At 32.4% G+C, this 18,598-nt stretch carries 25 protein-coding genes and 1 pseudogene; 17 read left to right on the top strand and 9 right to left on the bottom strand.

Features of this window, described 5'->3' with window-relative positions; all coding sequences use genetic code 11:
- On the bottom strand, positions 1-198 hold a 198-nt coding region (locus ACSVDA_RS01470; RefSeq protein WP_485880243.1), incomplete at its 3' end, for a transposase.
- Positions 199-423: 225 nt separating this feature from the next.
- Here ACSVDA_RS01470 and ACSVDA_RS01465 point away from each other — a divergent pair.
- From ACSVDA_RS01465 to ACSVDA_RS01450, 4 genes are all read left to right on the top strand, one after another.
- Entirely contained in the window at positions 424-636 is a 213-nt protein-coding gene (locus ACSVDA_RS01465) for a hypothetical protein (RefSeq protein WP_485880241.1), read from the top strand.
- A 456-nt stretch (positions 637-1,092) separates the two neighbouring features.
- A complete protein-coding gene (locus ACSVDA_RS01460) occupies positions 1,093-1,311 on the top strand; it encodes a hypothetical protein (RefSeq protein WP_485880240.1) in 219 nt (72 codons plus the stop codon).
- A gap of 256 nt (positions 1,312-1,567) precedes the next feature.
- Entirely contained in the window at positions 1,568-1,798 is a 231-nt protein-coding gene (locus ACSVDA_RS01455; RefSeq protein ID WP_485880238.1) for a DUF3923 family protein, read from the top strand.
- Positions 1,799-2,038: 240 nt separating this feature from the next.
- Positions 2,039-2,461 (top strand): hypothetical protein, encoded by a 423-nt coding sequence (locus ACSVDA_RS01450; protein ID WP_485880236.1) that lies wholly within the window; start codon positions 2,039-2,041, stop codon positions 2,459-2,461.
- A gap of 338 nt (positions 2,462-2,799) precedes the next feature.
- Here the strand turns inward: ACSVDA_RS01450 and ACSVDA_RS01445 are convergent, their stop codons facing one another.
- Positions 2,800-3,651, bottom strand: coding sequence for a LysR family transcriptional regulator (locus ACSVDA_RS01445; protein ID WP_485880234.1), 852 nt, complete (start codon positions 3,649-3,651; stop codon positions 2,800-2,802).
- Positions 3,652-3,767: 116 nt separating this feature from the next.
- Here ACSVDA_RS01445 and ACSVDA_RS01440 point away from each other — a divergent pair, with 116 nt between their 5' ends.
- Positions 3,768-4,862, top strand: a complete 1,095-nt coding sequence (locus ACSVDA_RS01440; protein WP_485880232.1) for an oxidoreductase — start codon at positions 3,768-3,770, stop codon at positions 4,860-4,862.
- Positions 4,863-5,149: 287 nt separating this feature from the next.
- Here ACSVDA_RS01440 and ACSVDA_RS01435 read toward each other — a convergent pair whose 3' ends face one another.
- Positions 5,150-5,575, bottom strand: a complete 426-nt coding sequence (locus ACSVDA_RS01435) for a hypothetical protein (protein WP_485880231.1) — start codon at positions 5,573-5,575, stop codon at positions 5,150-5,152.
- Between the two features lie 917 nt (positions 5,576-6,492).
- On the opposite strand from ACSVDA_RS01435, the gene ACSVDA_RS01430 reads away from it, so the two are divergent.
- Together ACSVDA_RS01430 and ACSVDA_RS01425 are read left to right on the top strand one after the other, a co-directional pair.
- Positions 6,493-6,699, top strand: a complete 207-nt coding sequence (locus ACSVDA_RS01430; RefSeq protein WP_485880229.1) for a hypothetical protein — start codon at positions 6,493-6,495, stop codon at positions 6,697-6,699.
- Between the two features lie 97 nt (positions 6,700-6,796).
- Positions 6,797-7,947: pseudogene (locus tag ACSVDA_RS01425) on the top strand (IS3 family transposase).
- A gap of 888 nt (positions 7,948-8,835) precedes the next feature.
- On the opposite strand, the gene ACSVDA_RS01420 reads toward ACSVDA_RS01425, so the two are convergent.
- Together ACSVDA_RS01420 and ACSVDA_RS01415 are read right to left on the bottom strand one after the other, a co-directional pair.
- The gene (locus tag ACSVDA_RS01420; protein ID WP_485880227.1) at positions 8,836-9,435 is read right to left on the bottom strand and encodes a YncE family protein; all 600 of its coding nucleotides are present in this window, start codon (positions 9,433-9,435) and stop codon (positions 8,836-8,838) included.
- A gap of 2 nt (positions 9,436-9,437) precedes the next feature.
- Positions 9,438-9,626, bottom strand: coding sequence for a hypothetical protein (locus tag ACSVDA_RS01415; protein ID WP_485880225.1), 189 nt, complete (start codon positions 9,624-9,626; stop codon positions 9,438-9,440).
- 637 nt (positions 9,627-10,263) lie between these two features.
- Between ACSVDA_RS01415 and ACSVDA_RS01410 the strand changes: the two genes are divergently transcribed.
- Positions 10,264-10,554, top strand: coding sequence for a MazG nucleotide pyrophosphohydrolase domain-containing protein (locus ACSVDA_RS01410; protein WP_485880223.1), 291 nt, complete (start codon positions 10,264-10,266; stop codon positions 10,552-10,554).
- A gap of 822 nt (positions 10,555-11,376) precedes the next feature.
- Here the strand turns inward: ACSVDA_RS01410 and ACSVDA_RS01405 are convergent.
- Together ACSVDA_RS01405 and ACSVDA_RS01400 are read right to left on the bottom strand one after the other, a co-directional pair.
- The gene (locus ACSVDA_RS01405; RefSeq protein ID WP_485880222.1) at positions 11,377-11,568 is read right to left on the bottom strand and encodes a hypothetical protein; all 192 of its coding nucleotides are present in this window, start codon (positions 11,566-11,568) and stop codon (positions 11,377-11,379) included.
- 238 nt (positions 11,569-11,806) lie between these two features.
- Positions 11,807-12,061 carry an Asp23/Gls24 family envelope stress response protein gene (locus tag ACSVDA_RS01400; RefSeq protein ID WP_485880220.1) on the bottom strand — a complete coding sequence of 85 codons (255 nt, stop codon included), beginning with the start codon at positions 12,059-12,061 and terminating at the stop codon, positions 11,807-11,809.
- A 634-nt stretch (positions 12,062-12,695) separates the two neighbouring features.
- Here ACSVDA_RS01400 and ACSVDA_RS01395 point away from each other — a divergent pair.
- From ACSVDA_RS01395 to ACSVDA_RS01375, 5 genes are all read left to right on the top strand, one after another.
- Complete coding sequence (locus ACSVDA_RS01395; RefSeq protein WP_485880218.1) at positions 12,696-14,216, top strand: phage head spike fiber domain-containing protein; 1,521 nt, start codon at positions 12,696-12,698, stop codon at positions 14,214-14,216.
- 312 nt (positions 14,217-14,528) lie between these two features.
- Entirely contained in the window at positions 14,529-14,840 is a 312-nt protein-coding gene (locus ACSVDA_RS01390) for a YolC/YozM family protein (protein WP_485880216.1), read from the top strand.
- Between the two features lie 131 nt (positions 14,841-14,971).
- Positions 14,972-15,094: a hypothetical protein gene (locus ACSVDA_RS01385; RefSeq protein ID WP_485880214.1), complete on the top strand. Its 123-nt coding sequence runs from the start codon at positions 14,972-14,974 to the stop codon at positions 15,092-15,094.
- 1 nt (position 15,095) lies between these two features.
- Complete coding sequence (locus tag ACSVDA_RS01380) at positions 15,096-15,341, top strand: hypothetical protein (protein ID WP_485880212.1); 246 nt, start codon at positions 15,096-15,098, stop codon at positions 15,339-15,341.
- Positions 15,342-15,839: 498 nt separating this feature from the next.
- Positions 15,840-16,094 (top strand): hypothetical protein, encoded by a 255-nt coding sequence (locus tag ACSVDA_RS01375; RefSeq protein ID WP_485880210.1) that lies wholly within the window; start codon positions 15,840-15,842, stop codon positions 16,092-16,094.
- A gap of 110 nt (positions 16,095-16,204) precedes the next feature.
- Here the strand turns inward: ACSVDA_RS01375 and ACSVDA_RS01370 are convergent, their stop codons facing one another.
- Entirely contained in the window at positions 16,205-16,447 is a 243-nt protein-coding gene (locus tag ACSVDA_RS01370) for a YncE family protein (protein WP_485880208.1), read from the bottom strand.
- A gap of 237 nt (positions 16,448-16,684) precedes the next feature.
- On the opposite strand from ACSVDA_RS01370, the gene ACSVDA_RS01365 reads away from it, so the two are divergent.
- Positions 16,685-16,849 (top strand): hypothetical protein, encoded by a 165-nt coding sequence (locus ACSVDA_RS01365; protein ID WP_485880206.1) that lies wholly within the window; start codon positions 16,685-16,687, stop codon positions 16,847-16,849.
- Between the two features lie 101 nt (positions 16,850-16,950).
- Here ACSVDA_RS01365 and ACSVDA_RS01360 read toward each other — a convergent pair whose 3' ends face one another.
- Positions 16,951-17,517 carry a TetR/AcrR family transcriptional regulator gene (locus tag ACSVDA_RS01360; RefSeq protein WP_485880205.1) on the bottom strand — a complete coding sequence of 189 codons (567 nt, stop codon included), beginning with the start codon at positions 17,515-17,517 and terminating at the stop codon, positions 16,951-16,953.
- Positions 17,518-17,702: 185 nt separating this feature from the next.
- Here ACSVDA_RS01360 and ACSVDA_RS01355 point away from each other — a divergent pair, with 185 nt between their 5' ends.
- From ACSVDA_RS01355 to ACSVDA_RS01345, 3 genes are all read left to right on the top strand, one after another.
- The gene (locus ACSVDA_RS01355) at positions 17,703-17,849 is read left to right on the top strand and encodes a hypothetical protein (RefSeq protein ID WP_485880203.1); all 147 of its coding nucleotides are present in this window, start codon (positions 17,703-17,705) and stop codon (positions 17,847-17,849) included.
- On the top strand, positions 17,842-18,057 hold the full coding sequence (locus tag ACSVDA_RS01350; RefSeq protein ID WP_485880201.1) for a pirin family protein: 216 nt from the start codon (positions 17,842-17,844) through the stop codon (positions 18,055-18,057). Before ACSVDA_RS01355 ends, ACSVDA_RS01350 begins: the two co-directional genes overlap by 8 nt.
- 78 nt (positions 18,058-18,135) lie before the next feature.
- Positions 18,136-18,576 carry a pirin-like C-terminal cupin domain-containing protein gene (locus tag ACSVDA_RS01345; protein ID WP_485880199.1) on the top strand — a complete coding sequence of 147 codons (441 nt, stop codon included), beginning with the start codon at positions 18,136-18,138 and terminating at the stop codon, positions 18,574-18,576.
- The last annotated feature ends 22 nt before the right edge of the window (positions 18,577-18,598 follow it).

The raw sequence follows: 18,598 nt of genomic DNA, 5'->3' as shown, positions 1-18,598 counted from the left end.
GTCTAGTTTAAACTGTGCAGGGTAACTTGTATAGTTTTTAATAAAAGCGTCTTCACCATAAGCCTTGTACAATTTCACCCATTGATGAAAATTACTGTGGTGAACCCCTATAGATTGAGCAATAGATTCACCACTGTCCTTCCCATTAAGAAATTGTTTTACCGCATTAATTTTTACTTCATCAGAAAATTTACTCATAAAAAACAACACCTCCAATTGATAGTTGTGTCTAACAATTGGGGTGCAGTACAATATAGATTAGCGTCTTTTTCATTTTAGAGCCATATTCTGTAACTAGGGATTGCCTAATTTTTGGATATTTGAAATAATTGGTATTAAATACAAAAAGGAGGATTGGTTAACGAGGTATAATAATTTTAGTAAATAATAATAGAGTTAGTTATTAAAAATAAGTTGGTGAATTTGAGGTCGAAAAAAAATATCTTGATTATTGTTTCATCGACGCTAATCTTTTTATTATGGGTTGGACATAATCCAACAATAATAAAGGCAATTAAGCGAAATAATAGTTTAGTAGAGGTTATAGATGTTTTTAACTCTTCAAAGGACAAAATAGTAATTTTCAAATATCGTACAAAGGATGGGGAAGAGATGGAGAATAATCCGTTGTCATAAATACTTACAAAAGACAATTTGGACACTTCAAAATCAAAGAGGGAAACTCATCATCAATCGGTTTACCTGATAACCTTACTGGGTTTCTTACAGACTATTTCTTTCCACACTCAGACACTGGTGAGAAACATCTGTATGGAATAGTGAAAATAAAGAGATAAGAGTTAGTTATGATTTACCTAAGACGAACAATTTGCCATCAGAAAGGATTACAAGTAAGTCTTCAGTAGAAAAGATTTGTTTATGTTAAATATGGTTGAAAACGTAGAAAGGGCTGAAAATTGGTTGTTTTCTTTTTATGATGGAGAGGGCAATTTAATAAAACAATCTTCTGAGATTGCTTATTAAACAAACAATAGGGATTTCTTGAAGGCTATTATCAATCTATTTTAAGTTTATCTTGAAGTCTATCTTCAGCCATGTTGTGATAATTAAATAGATATTGGAGGTAATGTAATGAAATTTAGCTTTTTCAATGATACCGGCAGAGTAGTTAGTATACATGCAGCGACAATCAATAAGGGGTGTAAATGTGATGATAGTCCAATTAAGCCTTTAGAAGAAAGATTATTTCTACTACCAGAAGGTACATATCCATGGGTAAAGATGTGGGACCATGGGGAGACAAACGGTTTATGTTTATTGGTATCACCTATTAATGATGACATAAGATAAATAAGACGAATTCACTAGATATTTATGAAGTTGTTTATGGAAATCATCAAATAAATCTTATATACTTTTATGTTTAATTGCAAAAACAAAGAAAAACACATGATAGTATAAAAATCTCTTCAGCATACAGGTGAAATAATTAAATTGACCTTCAACAAAATGGGGCTTATCTGAAATTATCGTTCTACCTGAAGTTATTACTACATTTACAGTTACTTGTGTAGTGTTTATTAGATTATAAGTGAGGTGTTGTTGTGTGAAAGTTGCTTGGATTGCATGGTGGATTGTAAATGCTTTTTGGTTAGTTTTGTTTGCAATAGGGTCTTTTTATTTAGTACAAAGAGACGTGGATGCAACTGGTGCAGTTCAAACTCCAGAAATAATAATGTTGAATATTACGGTTTTAGTAGCAGCTTTTGTAATCCCTTTACTTTTTCAACTTGGTTGGCTAATTATAATGATTTCTAAAAAAAAGCAACAGAAATAAAAACGATCAGAAAAAGAGTTATTGATTTAGAATTGGTACCTGAGCGACTGCAAGCTATTTACTCTGATCCAATTTCGTAGGAGGAGTTTACTAAGTAATTAGTAAATGTTGCATTTAAGAAGTCGGAACTAGCTGATAAATGTACTCAGAAATAAGGAACACTGAATTGCCTGGACAGAGTTTATTAATATTCCTTTAATATTCAAAATTAAAGGAATACTATGTTAGGAGCTTGATGTCATGCACCCAAAAGAAGCAATTGAGTTTATGGTTATAGGGTTTTGCTTTATAACAATCGTAATTATCTCATTCCTTGTAACAGGTAAATGGAGAAAAATTTGCCTATCATTAGCGTTGGTTGTATTGTTTGCATATAGTATATTTTTTGTAGTACGTCCTTTTTGGATTGATGCAAAAATTGACAAAAAAGTTACAATATTAAGACCATTCTTAGAACAACATTACCCAAATGAAGAATGGGTGATTTCTACAGTACCTCATCGTGAAGAAGGTTATAAACATGCAAACCCATACTATATTGGTGTTGTTTTTGAGAGTGAACCAGATGTTATCTATAAATATTGGGTAGAAAGTAAGAATGATATCTACCAAATTAGTTTTTCTACAGATAAAGCGTTAGATGAATTAGAACATTTAGAATAAAGATAAATATTTTTGAGTAATAGAATTTAAAGTATCTTCCACAATATGGCGCAAGAATATAGTAAACGCTATCTCGGCTACATTAAGAATAATAGCTATAGAAAAAGATCAACCAGAAATGTACTGGTTGACCTCATAATACGATCTGGAGCTTATTTAAAATAAGATAAGGATTTTTAGGTGAGAAATGATTGAATTAAAATCTTTATGAAATAAATGGTACTAAGTTTACAGACAGTTTTCAGGATTAAAATTAAATTTATACAAATGAACAAAGAAAAATGGAAGTTTCAAGCTTTTAATGAATTACAAATAACTGGTTAAATTAATTGATAATTTTATAGCTCATTCTTTTTAATTTTTTGTATAAAGGAGGATAAAATCACATTAGTTGCTAAATCCTTTCGTCTAACAAGATGTGTTTCCATAAGCCGGTATTCTTCTGGAAGAGGGGTTGAGTTGTATTCCATTGCTTGCGTTTCATTAATTACTGATACAGGAAGAACTGCTGAAGCCAATCCTGATTTTACACAATTTAACAAGGTGTCTAAGGTGTTAACTTCTATAAAATTAGTTAGTTTATCCCTGTTACTGTTTAACCATTCAATTAAAACTTTTCTAAATGGGCAACCTTCTGGAAATACTGCCCAAGTTTTTGGTGTCTGTTCAGTTTTAAACTCTCTTTTGGTAATTAAACTAACTATATCTTGAATTGTATATTCAACTTCTATCAAATTAGATTTTGTTTGTCCTGTTATAAACGCAGCATCAAGCTTGTATTTTTGAATCATTTCTAACAATTTTGGTGATGTTCCTGTAATTAATGAAATTGATACATTAGGGTGCTGTTTTTGAAAATCAGATAGTATATTCATGAATTTATTTGATGCAAGAGTTTCAACAACTCCAATAATCAACTTTCCCCCAAAGTTTTCTGATTCTTGAACAGCAGAAATTGCTTCCTCAGCTCGTTTATTTATGGAAGCTGCATGTTCATAAAAAATTAGGCCTTTCTCAGTTAAACTAACTCCTTTTGGGTGTCTATGAAATAGAGTAACCCCTAGTTCAGATTCAAGTTTTTTAATTCTATTGGTGACATTAGACTGAACATAGCCTAGCTTTTCTGCTCCCTTAGAAAATTTCCCCTCATCAGCTACAGTTAGAAAAACTTTTAAATCAGATAACTCCATAAAGACCTCCATATCATTTTGATTGATATCTATATCAATTTTAATCATTTTACTAAATACCATACCCTATGTAAACTTTTAATTGGAAGCAAATAAAAAACAGGAGTGATTATATTATGTCAAAGTATCCAAATCTATTTCTCAATTTTAAGATTGGTTCGTTGGAGTTATCAAATAGATTGGTAGTATCCCCAATGACTAGAACAAGTGCTCAACCCAACGGGCTGGCTAATGAAAGAATGGCCCATTATTATTCAAAGTTTGCAAGAGGTGGTTTTTCTTTAATAATTACAGAAGGTACTTATCCTAATTTGACACATGGGCAAGCCTATGAAAATCAACCTGGAATAGCAACCGCAGAACAAGCAGCTGCTTGGAAACCAGTGGTAGATGCTGTTCACAATGAAGGTGGGAAAATCTTTTTACAAATTCAACACGCAGGAGCACTTGTTCAATACAATCGTTATACGGATTATTCATTAGCCCCTTCTGCCATTAAGCCAAAAGGAGAAAAACTTAAAGACCATGGTGGGAGTGGAGAATATTCACTGCCGAAAGAAATAAGTAAAAAGGAAATAGAGGCAGTTATTGAAAGTTTTGCTAATGCAGCATTAAGAGCCAAAAATATTGGGTTTGATGGTATTGAAGTACATGGAGCAAACGGGTATTTATTAGATCAATTTCATACGGACTACACAAACCTTCGTGAAGACGAATTTGGTGGGACACCAGAAAATCGAGTTCGGCTAAGTGTTTTGGTATTAAATGCTATTCGAAATAAGGTGGGCAATAATTTTATTGTGGGTATCCGTGTTTCTCAAGGTAAAGTAAATGATTTCTATCATAAATGGAAAGGAGGAGAAGACGAAGCAAAAATAATCTTTGAGAATCTAGCCTCAGCTAACCCAGATTATATACATACAACAGAGTTTCAAGCGGATAAACCAGCATTTGGAGCTCATGGTCATTCACTTGCTAGCCTTGCAAAAAAATATGGGAATGTTCCTGTAATTGCAAATGGACAGTTAGGAGATCCCGAAAGAGCGGAAAAAATATTAGGTAACAGAGAAACAGATTTTATTGAATTAGGAACTAGTGCTCTAGCTAACCCTAATTGGCCAAACAAAGTAAAAGATAATCAGCCTTTATCGAAATTTGATCATCGTGTATTTAATCCTATTGCGATAATCAGAAATGAAGAAATTTATTAGAAGGTATATTAAGGATATACGACCGTTGAAAACTCTACAGATGATTAATTTAAACGAGTTTACATTGAAAGATATCTCAGGGTATTTTAATTTTATTATAGGTCAAAAATATGGTTACCCTAAAATAGAGGTTGAACCAATACCAATAAACTAAGCACAAAAGGGGTACGAGGTTCTCCCTTTTTCTGTGGATCTTCCACAATATGGCGCTTTTCAGTAATAATACTGAAAGCGCCTTTCTATATGTATTGAGCAATCTTGTTAAACAAGGTTACTAAGGGATGAAATCAACCCTGATCAATTTTTTTGTAGACACTCGATATAATCACATAGCCTAAAAATATAGTAGCATATAGACTTAGACCACTTTCCCAGCTATGAGCCTGTAATTCAAAGAAAAGAGGATACCTAGGAAGGTAAAAATAACTTATTGTAACAATAAACATAGCTGGTATACCTAGTAATAGAAGTTTTTCAAGATGAAGTTTCCATTTACCTTTGTTTCTGATCTCCTTGTAAAAGATCGGTAATCCAATTACAATACCGAATATGAAATTAGAAATTACGTAAAGAGCAGTATACATATAAAACGAAATTGAAAATCGTTCCCACTCTGCATTAAACCAATTATCAAACTTACTCTTAAAGAACCAAAACACTATAAAAACTATTAAATAAATTGTATACTCTTTAATTTTTTTGTAAGAAATCATTTTTCCCCTTCTTATTAATTTAGTGTAATAGAATTTTAACATAAAAGACAATTGTATAAGAAAAGCTCCTTTTTCAACAATATGGGGCAAGAATATAATAAAGGCTATCTTGACTACTTTAAGGATAATACCTATTTATATTAGGTCTGTCAGAAAAATTACTGGATGACCTTATAATACGATATGGCGCTAATCTGTAACAAGGATTAGTACTTTTCTTCATCTTAGTGCCAGATTGTGGAATAACATGTGTTTTTGATTTATCTATTTTCCGATAAGCGCCTATTCTGCGGAGTAGGAGCTTTTTTAATTTGCATTGAAAATATAGTTTTACATAAAGAAAAGATAAATTTGTCTCAGATCTTCTCAAAAACAGTATTCTATTTTTTAGTTTGTATTTTTGGGTAGAGTTGTTTGTAAAATGTGTTTAAATAGCCTATAGGTCAAATTGATCTACACGTGGTAATACAGGCTGAAGGCTTGAGAAAAGTCAGCTTGAACTGAAGTATTCATAGTTATATACATTAGCATGTAGCATATACAGCATGTACAAACAACCCAAGTCATTTCTTTCGTGTATAGACTAGACTTCTAGTATAAGTTTATTAAATTTAGAATCAATTTGAAATAGTAACACGAAAATACTTATATATAGCGTTATGTTACATAAACAATTACTTTCTTTTTAATTTTCTTATATTACAAGATACACTTTTTAATTTAATACCCACAATGGACATTGTGTTGAGTAAAATTAATCATAATATTTACTACCACTATAATTTTATGTCCATTTTTGCAACTTTTACATGAACTTATTCGTATTACATATAAAATGATATTTTTAACTATTTAACAAACATAACAAACAAAGCATTATAGTAATGAATGAAATGTAAAGGATAGGAGTTGACAATATGCCTTTATGGTTATTTGTTATAGGTGTTTTTGGTGGACTGCTAGGTTTAGGTGTTGTTATTGATTACAGAGTCAAGAAAAAGAATAGAAGTATTGAACCTGAAGAAGGAATTAAAAATGCTTCGAAATCTCAGCAAATTTATACCGAACAATATCTTGACCAAGTAAGAAAAAACATGGGAGATGGAGATAACAATTCACTTTAAGCTAAATACAACCGAAATTATTAGGTTGGAGTTAGTATAGTTTTATGGACACAAAAACGTTAAGTACTTAAAATGTATTTAGAAAGGTTGTGTCCGGATGGGAAACAAAAATACAGGCAAAAAATACACTCAAGATTTCAAGAAAATGATCGTTGAACTTTACCGTTCTGGTAGTTCAGTCAAAGAACTTAGTAATGAATATAGCGTATCAGAAGTAACTATTTACAATTGGAATAAGAAGTACTCTCCTATTGAAACAGAAGATGGTTCAAGCATTACGGCTGATGATATTTCAAAGATGCAAAAGCAGATGCTTCGTCTTCAAGAGGAGAATGAAATCTTAAAAAAGGCTATGTCCATATTCGCGAAAAAGTAAATCCAGACGATCTAACGGGCTTCACCCAAGAGAAAACGACAGAACATCTTGTGTCACTTATGTGTGAGGTATTGAATGTACCTCGCAGTACATATTATCAATCATTAAATAAGGTTGAATCAAAACGTGAAAAAGAAAATAGACAAATCACTGAGCGAATGACAACCATCCATAAAGAGAGTAAAGGACGTTATGGGGCTCCAAAAATCCACCATCAACTAACAGAAGAAGGAATACACATCAGTTTGAAACGTGTCCAACGTTTAATGAAAAAAGCTGATATTCACTCTATTGTTAAAAAGAAATTCCGTCCACAGGGTTCGAATGAGAAAGTTGTAAATCGAGAAAACATCTTGAAAAGAGATTTTTCAACTTCATCAATTAATGAAAAGTGGATGGCTGATATAACTTATGTGCATACGGTGAAAGACGGATGGTGCTATTTAGCATCGGTGATGGATTTACATTCGCGAAAAATTGTTGGCTATTCCTTTTTAGAGGAATTGACAACAGACGTCGTAATAAAAGCTCTAGAAAACGCTTACGTAACTCAATTACCACCCGAAGGGTTAATTCTACATACTGACCTAGGGTCACAATATACAAGCCAAGCATTTACTGAGCGTATTAATCTTATTGTATAACACACTCCTTTAGCCAAAAAGGATGCCCTTATGATAACGCCTGTATTGAATCTTTCCACGCTATAATAAAGAAAGAAAAGTAAATCATGTCAATATCTAGACTATAAAACTGTCAATATCGCCATCTTTGAATTTATCGAAGCATGGTATAACAGAAAAAGAAAGCATAGCAGCATTGCTTATAAAACACCTCAAGCAATAGAAGAACTATTCAAAGACTCTGCATAAAACTTAATCTTTTTGTGTCCAAGATATTGACTCAAATTCAAATTGCCAAGCTTTTTTTAGTTGAAGAAGGTGATAACTATAGATATTATATTTTTTGTGTTTATACTACTTGTTATTTTTATATCGGGAATGCTCTTTTTGACTGATAAATGGGATTTAGGTTTATTTATGTTGGCTTTAGTTTATTGGTTCTTTAAATTCGATAGTTACTTGTCGGATACAAAATTTAAACAAAATGAAAATCAATTAGAATACTTTATTTCTCTGTTGTCTTTCCAAGAAAATTCCAAATTATACTCATTTCTGGCATGGCTTGAATTATTTATTATGGGTCTGATATTGACTTTTATTCCGCTTGTTGTGAGTACCTTATTAAGACACTTTAGAAAAGAATAGAATGATATAATAGAATTATAGATACTGAGGTGAAGAATAGATGGAGTTTAAAAAGAAATGGGACGAACTATCTGTCTCAGAAAAACGAGTAATAATGGCTACCTCATACTTTATAATTGCAATAATATTGTGGATTATTGTGGCTCTTATTAAGTAAATATATTAGAAATTTTGTTAAATAGAGAATTTAAGCTTGATTCTACGGATTTAACGGTGAGTGTTGTTAAAAATATATTAGGAGCTTTATCTGTAGGTTTATTTATGTTTCTTTTTTGGATTGTTTACAGTCTAATATATTTGAGGTCACTTGAAAAAAGAGGCAAAATAAAAAGCTTCATTTTTAAATTCAAATGAGCTTTTGGAGTTTAGCAAATTGTGTTGGACCCAATGGACATTGTGGTTATTAGAAATGGAGAGTTTTATTTATTTGCTTTTTTAACGAGTATTGCAAGTTTCATTTTTTCTGAGATGAGAAGGGGTTCTCTTATTAATTTACATAATAGTACTACTTTTAGTATATCGCAGCTTAACTTCCATTATGCTTTTGGAAAATGAAAAGGTATTAACAATTACAATTACAGCCTCACATGTAAAAAATTTAACCAATAAAAATCTATGGACTCTGTTAGGCGTGATGGAAATTACATTTGCACGTATTCCAACAGGAACCACAGCAATCACACTATGCGTTTTCACATCTATGACCGATACGGTTCCAATAACACTTGGGGGATTTTCAAAATTAACGACATAAGCCAATTTGCCATCTGGAGTGAAAGACAACCCAGTTGGAGCCCTTCTAACCGGTACCATAGCAATCACGCTATGAGTTTTCACATCTATGACGGTTACTGATCCAGGCTTGTCAATCGCATTATTTATGGCATAAGCTAATTTGCCATCAGGTGTGAAGGACACAACATTTACGGGATTTTCAATCGCAACAGTAGCAATTACATTATGAGTCTTCACATCTATGACTGCAACGGTTGCTACTTCTATAACATAAGCCAATTTGCCATCTGGAGTGATAGACACCGCATGTGAATCATCGTTAATCGGCACTGTAGCAATCACGCTATGAGTTTTCACATCTATAACTGATAAAGTTCATTATTCCGGAAATTCCCGCTATTCACAATATAAGCCAATTTGCCATCGGGCATGAAGGATATAGCACGTGAACCAATTCCAACAGGCACTGTAGCAATCACATTATGGTTTTTCACATCTATAACCTTTCCTGAAGGCGAAGTGTTATTTACAACATAAGCCAGTACCATAAGAATCACCCCATCTATTTAATTTGTTACCTTAATATATGCGGGATAGATTGAAAATAATTTCTCATATACCAAAATAAGAAAAAATCATATAAGAGCACATACTCTTTTTGCACTTAGTAAACTCAATGATTAGTGAGTCCATTAGTTCCAGTTCCTCAGTAATGAAAAATTGGAACTTTTCTATTTTCCATAAGGTATGGCAATGCCTGAATCAGAAATCCAAGTTACTATTTAGGATGCTTAGAATTAATTCACACAGATACTACTCATGGCTTTTCTTAAGGGTGAGTTATCTCTTTTTTATGAATGTTATGAATATAAAAATCAAATCTAGTTTACATAATAGCATCTAGAACCAGGATAAAGGCGTGTATATTTACTAAAAACCCTTAGCGCATACGTCCTACCCCGACTACCTAAAGAATAGCCTATGAAAAGAAAGGCAACCAGATAAAATATCAATCTGGATGACCTTATAATACGATATGGCGCATATCTGAAATGATAAGCATCTTTTCAATTGAAGTTAATATTCTGTGAAAAGGATTTTCTAAGTACTGAACATTTGAAATAATTATTCTAAAGTTAAAGGGGCTTTAACGGAATATGGTATAAAAAGTTAGGGGAAGAGAAAATGGATAAAAACATCACCATTAAAGAATTACAAAGCTACATTAAAGCTAAAGATTATAAGCCAGAACTAAAAAACACATATTTTCAAAGGTTAATTGAAGAAGTCGGGGAATTATCAGAAGTAATTAGAAAGAATAAAAGACTAGAACAGAACGGTTCAATTAAGGGAACGGTTGAAGAAGAAGTATACGATGTGCTTTATTACATTATTAGTTTAGCAAATATTTATGATATCGACTTAGAGCAATGTTTTCACTTAAAAGAGGAAATAAACAAAGAAAAATATAAATAAGAACTTAAAAGGTAGAACAGGCTTTATAGCCTACCCTAATGATAAGTTACCTAATAAGAAACTACAGCTCATAAGGAGTGAACATATGGAGGGTTTATTAATAATAATCACATTTCTATTTTTATTATCTTATTCAGGAGATTTTTTAAGACAAAGAAAACAGACTGAAAAACTGATTGAGCAAAACGAGAAAATAATCGAGATTCTAGAAAATATTAAGAATAGAAACAGTTAAGTAGATTTGGAACCTTTTAAGTTATTAAGAATGGATAAATTAAAGAGAGTTAAGTATTACCTTGGTTTTTATAGGCGCAGAACCAACAGTTAAAATGGATGCCTACAGTGGAAAGTGTATAACTGTAACTGGTCCATTAAATTAACTACATCTTATTACTTAACTGGCTGGAGGCTTACTCGTGATTACCAAAAAAAAACAATTGGATTATTTATAATATTCGTTTCATTCCTAATTACAGTTGTTAAACTATTTATTTTGGAAACCTTAGGTTATAATGCATCTTTTACAATTTCAAACAACTATCGGATAACCATGCCAACATACGTTACTGTTTCAAATGTTTCAAGTTTAGGATTATTTGTTACTGGGGTTGTTTTAATCCTTTTCAAATCAAAAACAAGTAATAAAATAGAATTATAAAAGAAGAGGTTATCACTTAAAAATAGAAAAGAATTACGAAACACAACCGCTAATGAGTCGATTAGTTTTTAAAAGAAATTTTATCTTACTACAGTAGAACGAGGAAATGTTATTCAACAAAATGGCGCTTTCTTGGAGAAAGGGGCTACTTGTAGATATATTTACTAAGGTGAATATGTTGAGTTTGCTGGAGTCTCTTCGATGTCAGTACAAGAACAATTCGTATTATAGTTTGTGAAATATATATAATAGAATCCAATAAGAGTGGCAATTATTACAATAAATAAACCTTTCTTAAACTTTTCTTTTGCTTTGATAGTATTTAGTATTAGTGAAATTGGGTTTGATTGCTTCATTAATTTCCCTCCATTACTATAAAGAGTTACTGCACATTAATTTTAGTGGAAATAAATAAAGAAGGAAAGGGTTGACATAAATAAATTACAATTATTTTAATTTATTTTATCCCAACTTCAATTTCTAGAACTATAGCGAACTTCTACAAAATGGCGCTTTTCAAAAATGATACTGAAAGGCATCTTCTATCAAGCTATATAAAAAAAGTGAAGCCTATAAATGGTTCACTTTTTTCTACTAATTTTTATTAAAAACTACACGTAATATTATTGAAACTGCAATTAATAAGAATCCTATTACAACAAAAGCTATTCCCATCCAAAACTGATATGGGCCACTACCAAAATTATTAAAAGGGTATGGCCCATTTATAATCCACGAATACCTTTCATAGTTTCCATGTATAAACCAATACAAAAATATTGGCATAATTAAACTTATAAGCCCAAGTCCAAGAATTGCGGATAAAAATGTCTCCTTAAGTATACTCATAATTAGACTCCTTCATTAATTTCCAACTAGCAGATCCATGAGCTTCTTTACCAGCACTTTTTGAAACTATTATATCACTTTCCCAAGCAAAGATTTATTCGTAGGATCACAATAACCGATACATCTTCCTCTCTAGTTTCCTTCTGTGTCAATTACTAATAATAGATAAAATAGGAGAAAAATGGATACAGACTAAACTGTACCCATTTTTTATTATACGTGATTGAAAAGATAATTTTGTCTGAGGTCGATTTAGCAACACTATCTTGTGGGTATTAGTAGTTGTATCATTCTAACTAATCTAATTCCAATTCAGTTCTATAACTTTTATGAATATAAATATCTTGATACAACTATGTAAATAATAGTGGAAATGATAGAAATATAGGCAAATGTTGTCGAAAAATGACTCCTCAGCATTGATTTAACAGATTGAATAGATGGTTCTATTTTAATAGGATGAAAGTAGCTAACCGGCTAGCAAGCCTTAATTCTAATTTAAAACATGTGTAATATAAATAACAACAATAAAAATAATAGTGGTTCAAGTAAAATCCAGCTAAAATCATAGTATTCCAATTTGTATATTTTGATTAATGACCTAATATTTAATTATATATAGGAGGGATATAACGTGAACAAATTTTTTAGAGTTATATCGACATCAGCTTTGGCAGTAACGCTAGTATCAAGTGGATTACAACCAATTACTTCCTTTGCAGAAGAACAAGAAATAGTTGATAAGCAAGAGAATAATGTATTTGTGACTAAACTTGTTAATAGTAATGAGAGTAGTAGTCTTAGTTTGGGAGGGTTTAAATCATTATCCCCATCATATCCTGCAGCTCCAGTACCAGACTTATTGGAAGCTCTTAAGGGATGGGACATGTCAAAAACATTGCCATCTGATACTAAAAAGTTGCAAAGAGGGCTTACGACTATATCTGGTTCATTGTTAGATTATATTCCGGTAGATATTTATGATGATAATGTCAATATGCTAGAGAAAGCTGCAGCTGTTATGCCAGATGTCGAATTATTAAACCCTAACTTTACTTACCACTCTGATGATAACCCTATTTTCTTTGGGTTTGTCGATAACAATGGTGAGTATAACGAATATATACACTTTTTGTGGAACCAAGTACCTGACAAGAAAGGAAAACTAGGAACATTAATGTTAAATCCTGATGTACTTCCAGCTGACGATGATTCATCCTTAATATTGGATGCTTATTATGAAAGAATTGGAAATGCTGTCACGAATTATAGTGGTGAGTCTACCTCTTTTAGTAAAACATACACAACTGGTGTAACAAAATCAAAATCTAGAGAGCTGAGTAATACAATTGGTGCAAGCTATGGCTTTGAGATTGGATTTGGAGACATTGCTACCGTAACTGCTGAAATAAGCACTGAGTTGACAGAAAGCTTTGGTTCTTCTATTGATGTTGAGAACTCCCATGAAGTGTCATACTCTTATAATTTTGGAGAAAGATTTGACGATCCATATACGTATGCTATTTATCACCTAGAAGGAGACTATAAACTGGTTCCATCACAACAATTAAAAGAGATTGTTGATTCTCTTCAACAAATCTATTTAATTGAAGGTGGAATTCGTAAACGTGATTTAAATACTACAGTTGGAGAGACATCTTTCCCATATCCAACAGATGATTATCGGGCAGTCGAAGTTTATGAGAATGGCTTCAGAATTCCAGCACAGAATCTATTAGACCAATATTCTATTAACGATTTTACAGATTCTAACTGGAGTAAACATAATGTTTCTATAGGATATGGATCAGAAACTACTCCTGAAGGAGATTCTGCACAAAAATTAACTCAAAAAGAGGTTAACGGTGCGGTACAACAATATGTAGATGTTGCTTCAGACGGAAATCAATATACATTTGGGGTATGGCTGAAAGCCGATGAACCTCATCAAGCACAAATTAAGGTTCAAAATCGTAATAATACAGAATCGGCTTCTGTAAAAGTTGACGTTACAACTGATTGGGAGTATTTTTCAGTAACAACTGATCAACCGTTTTCAACTAATGATGGTATAACTGTAGTTATTTGGCCAAGTGTCTATAATGGGCCAACAGATTCTGTATATGTTTGGGAACCAAAGCTTATTGAAGAATAACCAAAAAACTATTTGCAATGAATAACAAGTATGGGTTGGTAATTTAAAAAATATTTTCTTTCTATTATTGATTAAAACATTTTTAAGCATTATCAAAGAATTTCTACTCAGAAGAATCAAATAACCCCCGTCTTCATCCTTCGATGACGGGGGTTATTATATTCAAAAAAATGTAAAAATAGAGAGGTGGTAGCAAACAAAAGTGATATTGTGTTTATTATCTTTAGAATTACCATTAAATAATAAAAATATAATAGTTTAACAGTTATAGGGATTGTATGGTAAAATAATCTAAAAACCAGGAGAAACATTATGAAAAAAATACATGCTGTTTTACTATTAGTTACTTTAGTATTAATTTCTATTCTTACCCTTAAAGAAGAACAGCCCTATAATACAGCCTTTGTTCTGAAAGAAGCATGGGATGAATTTGGTTTATTTAGTTATATGATTGGTGATACAGATCCAATTATATGGATTCAGATGGATGAAGAAAAAAGTGATCTTGAACTCAGAAAATATTTAGAACTAAATTTATCTCAAGCTGATTTGGAACATTACAGTATTGACATTATCCAAACAAGTATAGAAAAGTTGGAGGCGCAAAGTGATCCACTTAATTAAACATAAGAGAAAATGAGGTTGAACAAGTGAAGTAATTAGCTTTTATAAAATCTATTTGTTGTTTTATGTTATTCTATTTTTTAGTATTCATACAATAAGGAGACATAGGGCCACCAGGTAAACAAGGACCAATGGGAATGCAAGGACCAATGGGACCTCCAGGTAATCCCTTATCTTATGGTGTTTTACGTGATGATCAAGATCCATTTCCGGTCGATGATGGAGAGGCTATCATCGACCGGAAATGGATATAATATGCAGGGTCCTTTTAATATGACAACCCTTAACCCTTTGAATGGCTCCATAACTGTGCAAAATACTGGAGACTATGAAATTTCATTTACTGTGAATGCAAGAGCCCAAGATGCTGGTGATATTGCTACCCTAGATTTTATTATTCGGATTACAATAAATGGTATGGAGCAGTTTGATACTTCGATGAGAGCAGACGATTCTAATGCTGATAGTTTAGTACTCTTATTATCAAGGACCACCATTTGAATGTTAAACGCTAATGATGTAATTTCTACCCTACTAAGCGCAGGCACATCTGTTCTTTTTTCAGAACCTTCACTGCAAGTAATTCAATTATCGTAGAAATATGAAAGTTTTTCAGAAGCTGGCGGGGATAACGTCAGCTTCTTTGAATATCAATGTATTCCATATTCAATTTTAGGTTACATAATCATAACTATAAGAACCTACACCTTTTCTTGAAGAAACTTAGCTTAAACGGATCGTTGCTTTCTTAAAAACTTTCCTATCCAGTATATGATGGCCACAGGTATCACGGAAAGCACGGTTAATACTATAAATGCTAAGATGCCCACGTTAATCGCTCCAAACATGAATTTTTTTGTGTTATAGAAATCCTTACCATTTAGTATATAGCAAAATATTAGATTGTAAAATTAATGAAACATAATAGTAATTGTAGTTACTAAAAAGAAATTGTGTCACGAATTCTAGTCAGAATTAATCAAAATAGTGGGATAGACAATGAAAAAATTCGAGTGTGAGGTAACAAGGATAGATCAATCTACTGTTGAGTTAGATGAAACAGTTCTCGATGAGGAATGGATGGAGCATTTCAGAGAACACTTCTATAATTTTCACACATTAGAAGAACATGTAGAACATATAGCACAATTCAGAGCTAGATTTGGAAGTAAATTTATAGAAGGATACAGTGTGCCACTAGAAAACGGTAAGCTCCATATTGGGCTGGTGATAAGGCGGTATATAAAGCAATAAACATAAAATTCATATCTGAAGATGATGATATAGAAATTGATGCTTACGAGGTACAAGGAGCTTAATCGATTCAATGATAATTGTGGTTACTAGAGTCCTTGAAAAGCTAACTAAAAAGGTGGAGATGCTGTAACATAAGCTAACTTTCCATCTGGTGTGAAAACTACAAAACCTGGAGGTAAATCAACTTGTATAGTAGCGATTATAGAATGAGTCTTTACATCAATAACAAATACTGAGCGGTCTGGACTATTAACAACATAAATGAGTTTTCCATCTGGTGAAATATCTAGGTTTACAGGCGTTTGCCCAACTATTATAGTAGCGATAACAGAAATGGATTTTTGTGTCAATAACAGATACAGAATTATTACAAAAAGGGGAAGTCAATGGAATTTTTATACTGACATTTGTTCCTTCTATTCTTCCTTTCGTAGTTTTTGAAGGTGTTATCTATCCCATCTTGTAAGCTATGATCATGAGGAAGCAATTGTATTATATACTTTCAAGAGTAATCCACTAAATACTTATTATCCATAGGTTACAAAGGTTGCTCTTAAGGAGAAGGAGCAAAACTAGATTATGGCTATGTGACAGTAGAAACATATTCAAGAGATCACTTACTCGAATTCAAACCGAAAAATGTACCAAGTTATTTTAGTGCGGTAGCTGGTCTCGTGTATGGTTATCTGAAAGTAGGAGTTGATCCCAATCTAACTAAATTAATCTTACAAAATCCTGTTATTGTTGCATAAGCTTATTTTCCCCTAACTGTCTAATTAATAGATGAGACTGTAATGGTTATGGATGTGATAAAAGGAAGAAATTCTAATCTACATGCCTTCCCAAATTTAATCTATTCCATTGTTAATAATTCCCTAATAGACAAACTTGCATATTTCAAATAATCTTCTGATGATTTACTGCTGTTCTGCTTCCAATCGATTGAAGCTCCGTAAATCATCCAACTTAACATAGTGGCAATCATTCTTAGCTTTTCATCACTTTGATCAGGATACTTATTTAATAGTGATTGAAAGATAATCTGTTCAAGTTCCTTTTTTAATAGAGCCTCTATATTTACAGCCATATCATGATAACTTCTCTGGCAGCGGTCAGATAAGCTCATGTGAAATTTTGTAATCGATAAGAATAAACTCTTCAGCATTTCCTCATTGAACTCTTTATTATTCGACAGTTCCTGAAGTACATTCTTCATTAATTCTTCTTTTATTACTTTTTCGAGTAAATCATATTTATCGAGAAAATGGTGATAAAAGGTTGCTCGATTAATCATGGCTCCTGACGTAATATCACTGATCTTAATACTATTGAAAGCCTTTTTTTCCAATAGTTCTATAAAAGAATTAATAATGAATTTCCTAGTTCGAACTGAACGTAGGTCTGTGTTTCCCTTAACCATAAAGATGTACCCCCATCATTCCAAAATGATTTTAGACATTTTACATTAACTGTGGCTTACGCAACAAAGTGAGTTTTTTGTTGCTAGGATGTTAAATTAACTACATCTATAATCTAATTATACAACAAGCGTTGCCTTATGCAACAGTTGTAAAATAAGTGCAGTATCTGAAAGGTGGAATTGAGGTGTCAAGTAAATCAACATTTAATAGAGAAGTAAGAGAATTTTGGTATCCAAAATATAATAAAAATGGGTACCCTCATGTTCAACAAGGAGTTATTTTAAATCCTGATAAGAATGAAGAATTTTCCCCCCTTTATTCTTATGGCTGAAGACTGGTATAAGCGTGGAGTTTTCTCCGATCATCCTCACAGAGGCTTTCAAACTGTAACATATGTTGTTGATGGAAGGCTTGAACATATCGATAATGCTGGCGGTTATAGCCTTTTGGATGCTGGCGATGTTCAGTATATGAATGCAGGTTGGTCAGCTAGACATGCGGAAGAGGCTTTTGATGATGACCTTATTCATACTTTATAAGTATGGCTGAATCTGCCAAAAGGTTTGAAACAAACAGAAACAAGTTATCAAAATATTCGCGTTGAAGATACTCCTGTTGTGAATATCGATGGAGGAACTGTACGCGTTTATTCTGGTGATATCGCTGGAGCAACTGGACCGATGGTAAGTTTGGTGCCAATTACGATGTCAGAAATCACCCTCGGTGAGGGAACAGAATATACACATGTTTTGCCTGAAAATCATAATTCATTCTTGTACATGTTGGCAGGAGAGATGGCGTTCGGAGAAAGTAAAACAAAGATAGCTAAAACAGGAGCGGCTACCTTGTCTTTTAATGAAGAAGGTACCGTGTCTAACCCTAGTGAGTTAAAAATAAAGGCGGTATCCCGATCCAAAGTGTTGATCTATTCAGGCATTCCTATTCGGGAAAAAATAGCTTTTGGTGGACCATTTGTGATGAATACACAAGAAGAAATCAGGGATGCGTTTATAGATCTTCAGCGAGGGTTATTTGGACCACCTGCAGTAAAAAAGTAGAAATAATATTTAAAGATATATT

Source organism: Cytobacillus sp. Hm23, assembly GCF_051842895.1.
Lineage (GTDB): Bacteria > Bacillota > Bacilli > Bacillales > SM2101 > Nanhaiella.
Note: the sequence above shows the minus strand (reverse complement) of the source record. Positions and strands in the feature narration are given on the sequence as shown.

Bases quoted from the DNA above. Each gene is read 5' to 3' on its own strand.
- ACSVDA_RS01435 (WP_485880231.1), bottom strand. From the start codon at position 5,575: ATGATTTCTTACAAAAAAATTAAAGAGTATACAATTTATTTAATAGTT.
- ACSVDA_RS01450 (WP_485880236.1), top strand. From the start codon at position 2,039: ATGCACCCAAAAGAAGCAATTGAGTTTATGGTTATAGGGTTTTGCTTT.
- ACSVDA_RS01445 (WP_485880234.1), bottom strand. From the start codon at position 3,651: ATGGAGTTATCTGATTTAAAAGTTTTTCTAACTGTAGCTGATGAGGGG.
- ACSVDA_RS01350 (WP_485880201.1), top strand. From the start codon at position 17,842: ATGGCTGAAGACTGGTATAAGCGTGGAGTTTTCTCCGATCATCCTCAC.
- ACSVDA_RS01400 (WP_485880220.1), bottom strand. From the start codon at position 12,061: ATGAGTATACTTAAGGAGACATTTTTATCCGCAATTCTTGGACTTGGG.
- ACSVDA_RS01405 (WP_485880222.1), bottom strand. From the start codon at position 11,568: ATGAAGCAATCAAACCCAATTTCACTAATACTAAATACTATCAAAGCA.
- ACSVDA_RS01375 (WP_485880210.1), top strand. From the start codon at position 15,840: ATGAAAAAATTCGAGTGTGAGGTAACAAGGATAGATCAATCTACTGTT.
- ACSVDA_RS01460 (WP_485880240.1), top strand. From the start codon at position 1,093: ATGAAATTTAGCTTTTTCAATGATACCGGCAGAGTAGTTAGTATACAT.
- ACSVDA_RS01380 (WP_485880212.1), top strand. From the start codon at position 15,096: ATGCAGGGTCCTTTTAATATGACAACCCTTAACCCTTTGAATGGCTCC.
- ACSVDA_RS01360 (WP_485880205.1), bottom strand. From the start codon at position 17,517: ATGGTTAAGGGAAACACAGACCTACGTTCAGTTCGAACTAGGAAATTC.
- ACSVDA_RS01390 (WP_485880216.1), top strand. From the start codon at position 14,529: ATGAAAAAAATACATGCTGTTTTACTATTAGTTACTTTAGTATTAATT.
- ACSVDA_RS01385 (WP_485880214.1), top strand. From the start codon at position 14,972: ATGGGAATGCAAGGACCAATGGGACCTCCAGGTAATCCCTTATCTTAT.
- ACSVDA_RS01410 (WP_485880223.1), top strand. From the start codon at position 10,264: ATGGATAAAAACATCACCATTAAAGAATTACAAAGCTACATTAAAGCT.
- ACSVDA_RS01440 (WP_485880232.1), top strand. From the start codon at position 3,768: ATGTCAAAGTATCCAAATCTATTTCTCAATTTTAAGATTGGTTCGTTG.
- ACSVDA_RS01430 (WP_485880229.1), top strand. From the start codon at position 6,493: ATGCCTTTATGGTTATTTGTTATAGGTGTTTTTGGTGGACTGCTAGGT.
- ACSVDA_RS01415 (WP_485880225.1), bottom strand. From the start codon at position 9,626: ATGGTACTGGCTTATGTTGTAAATAACACTTCGCCTTCAGGAAAGGTT.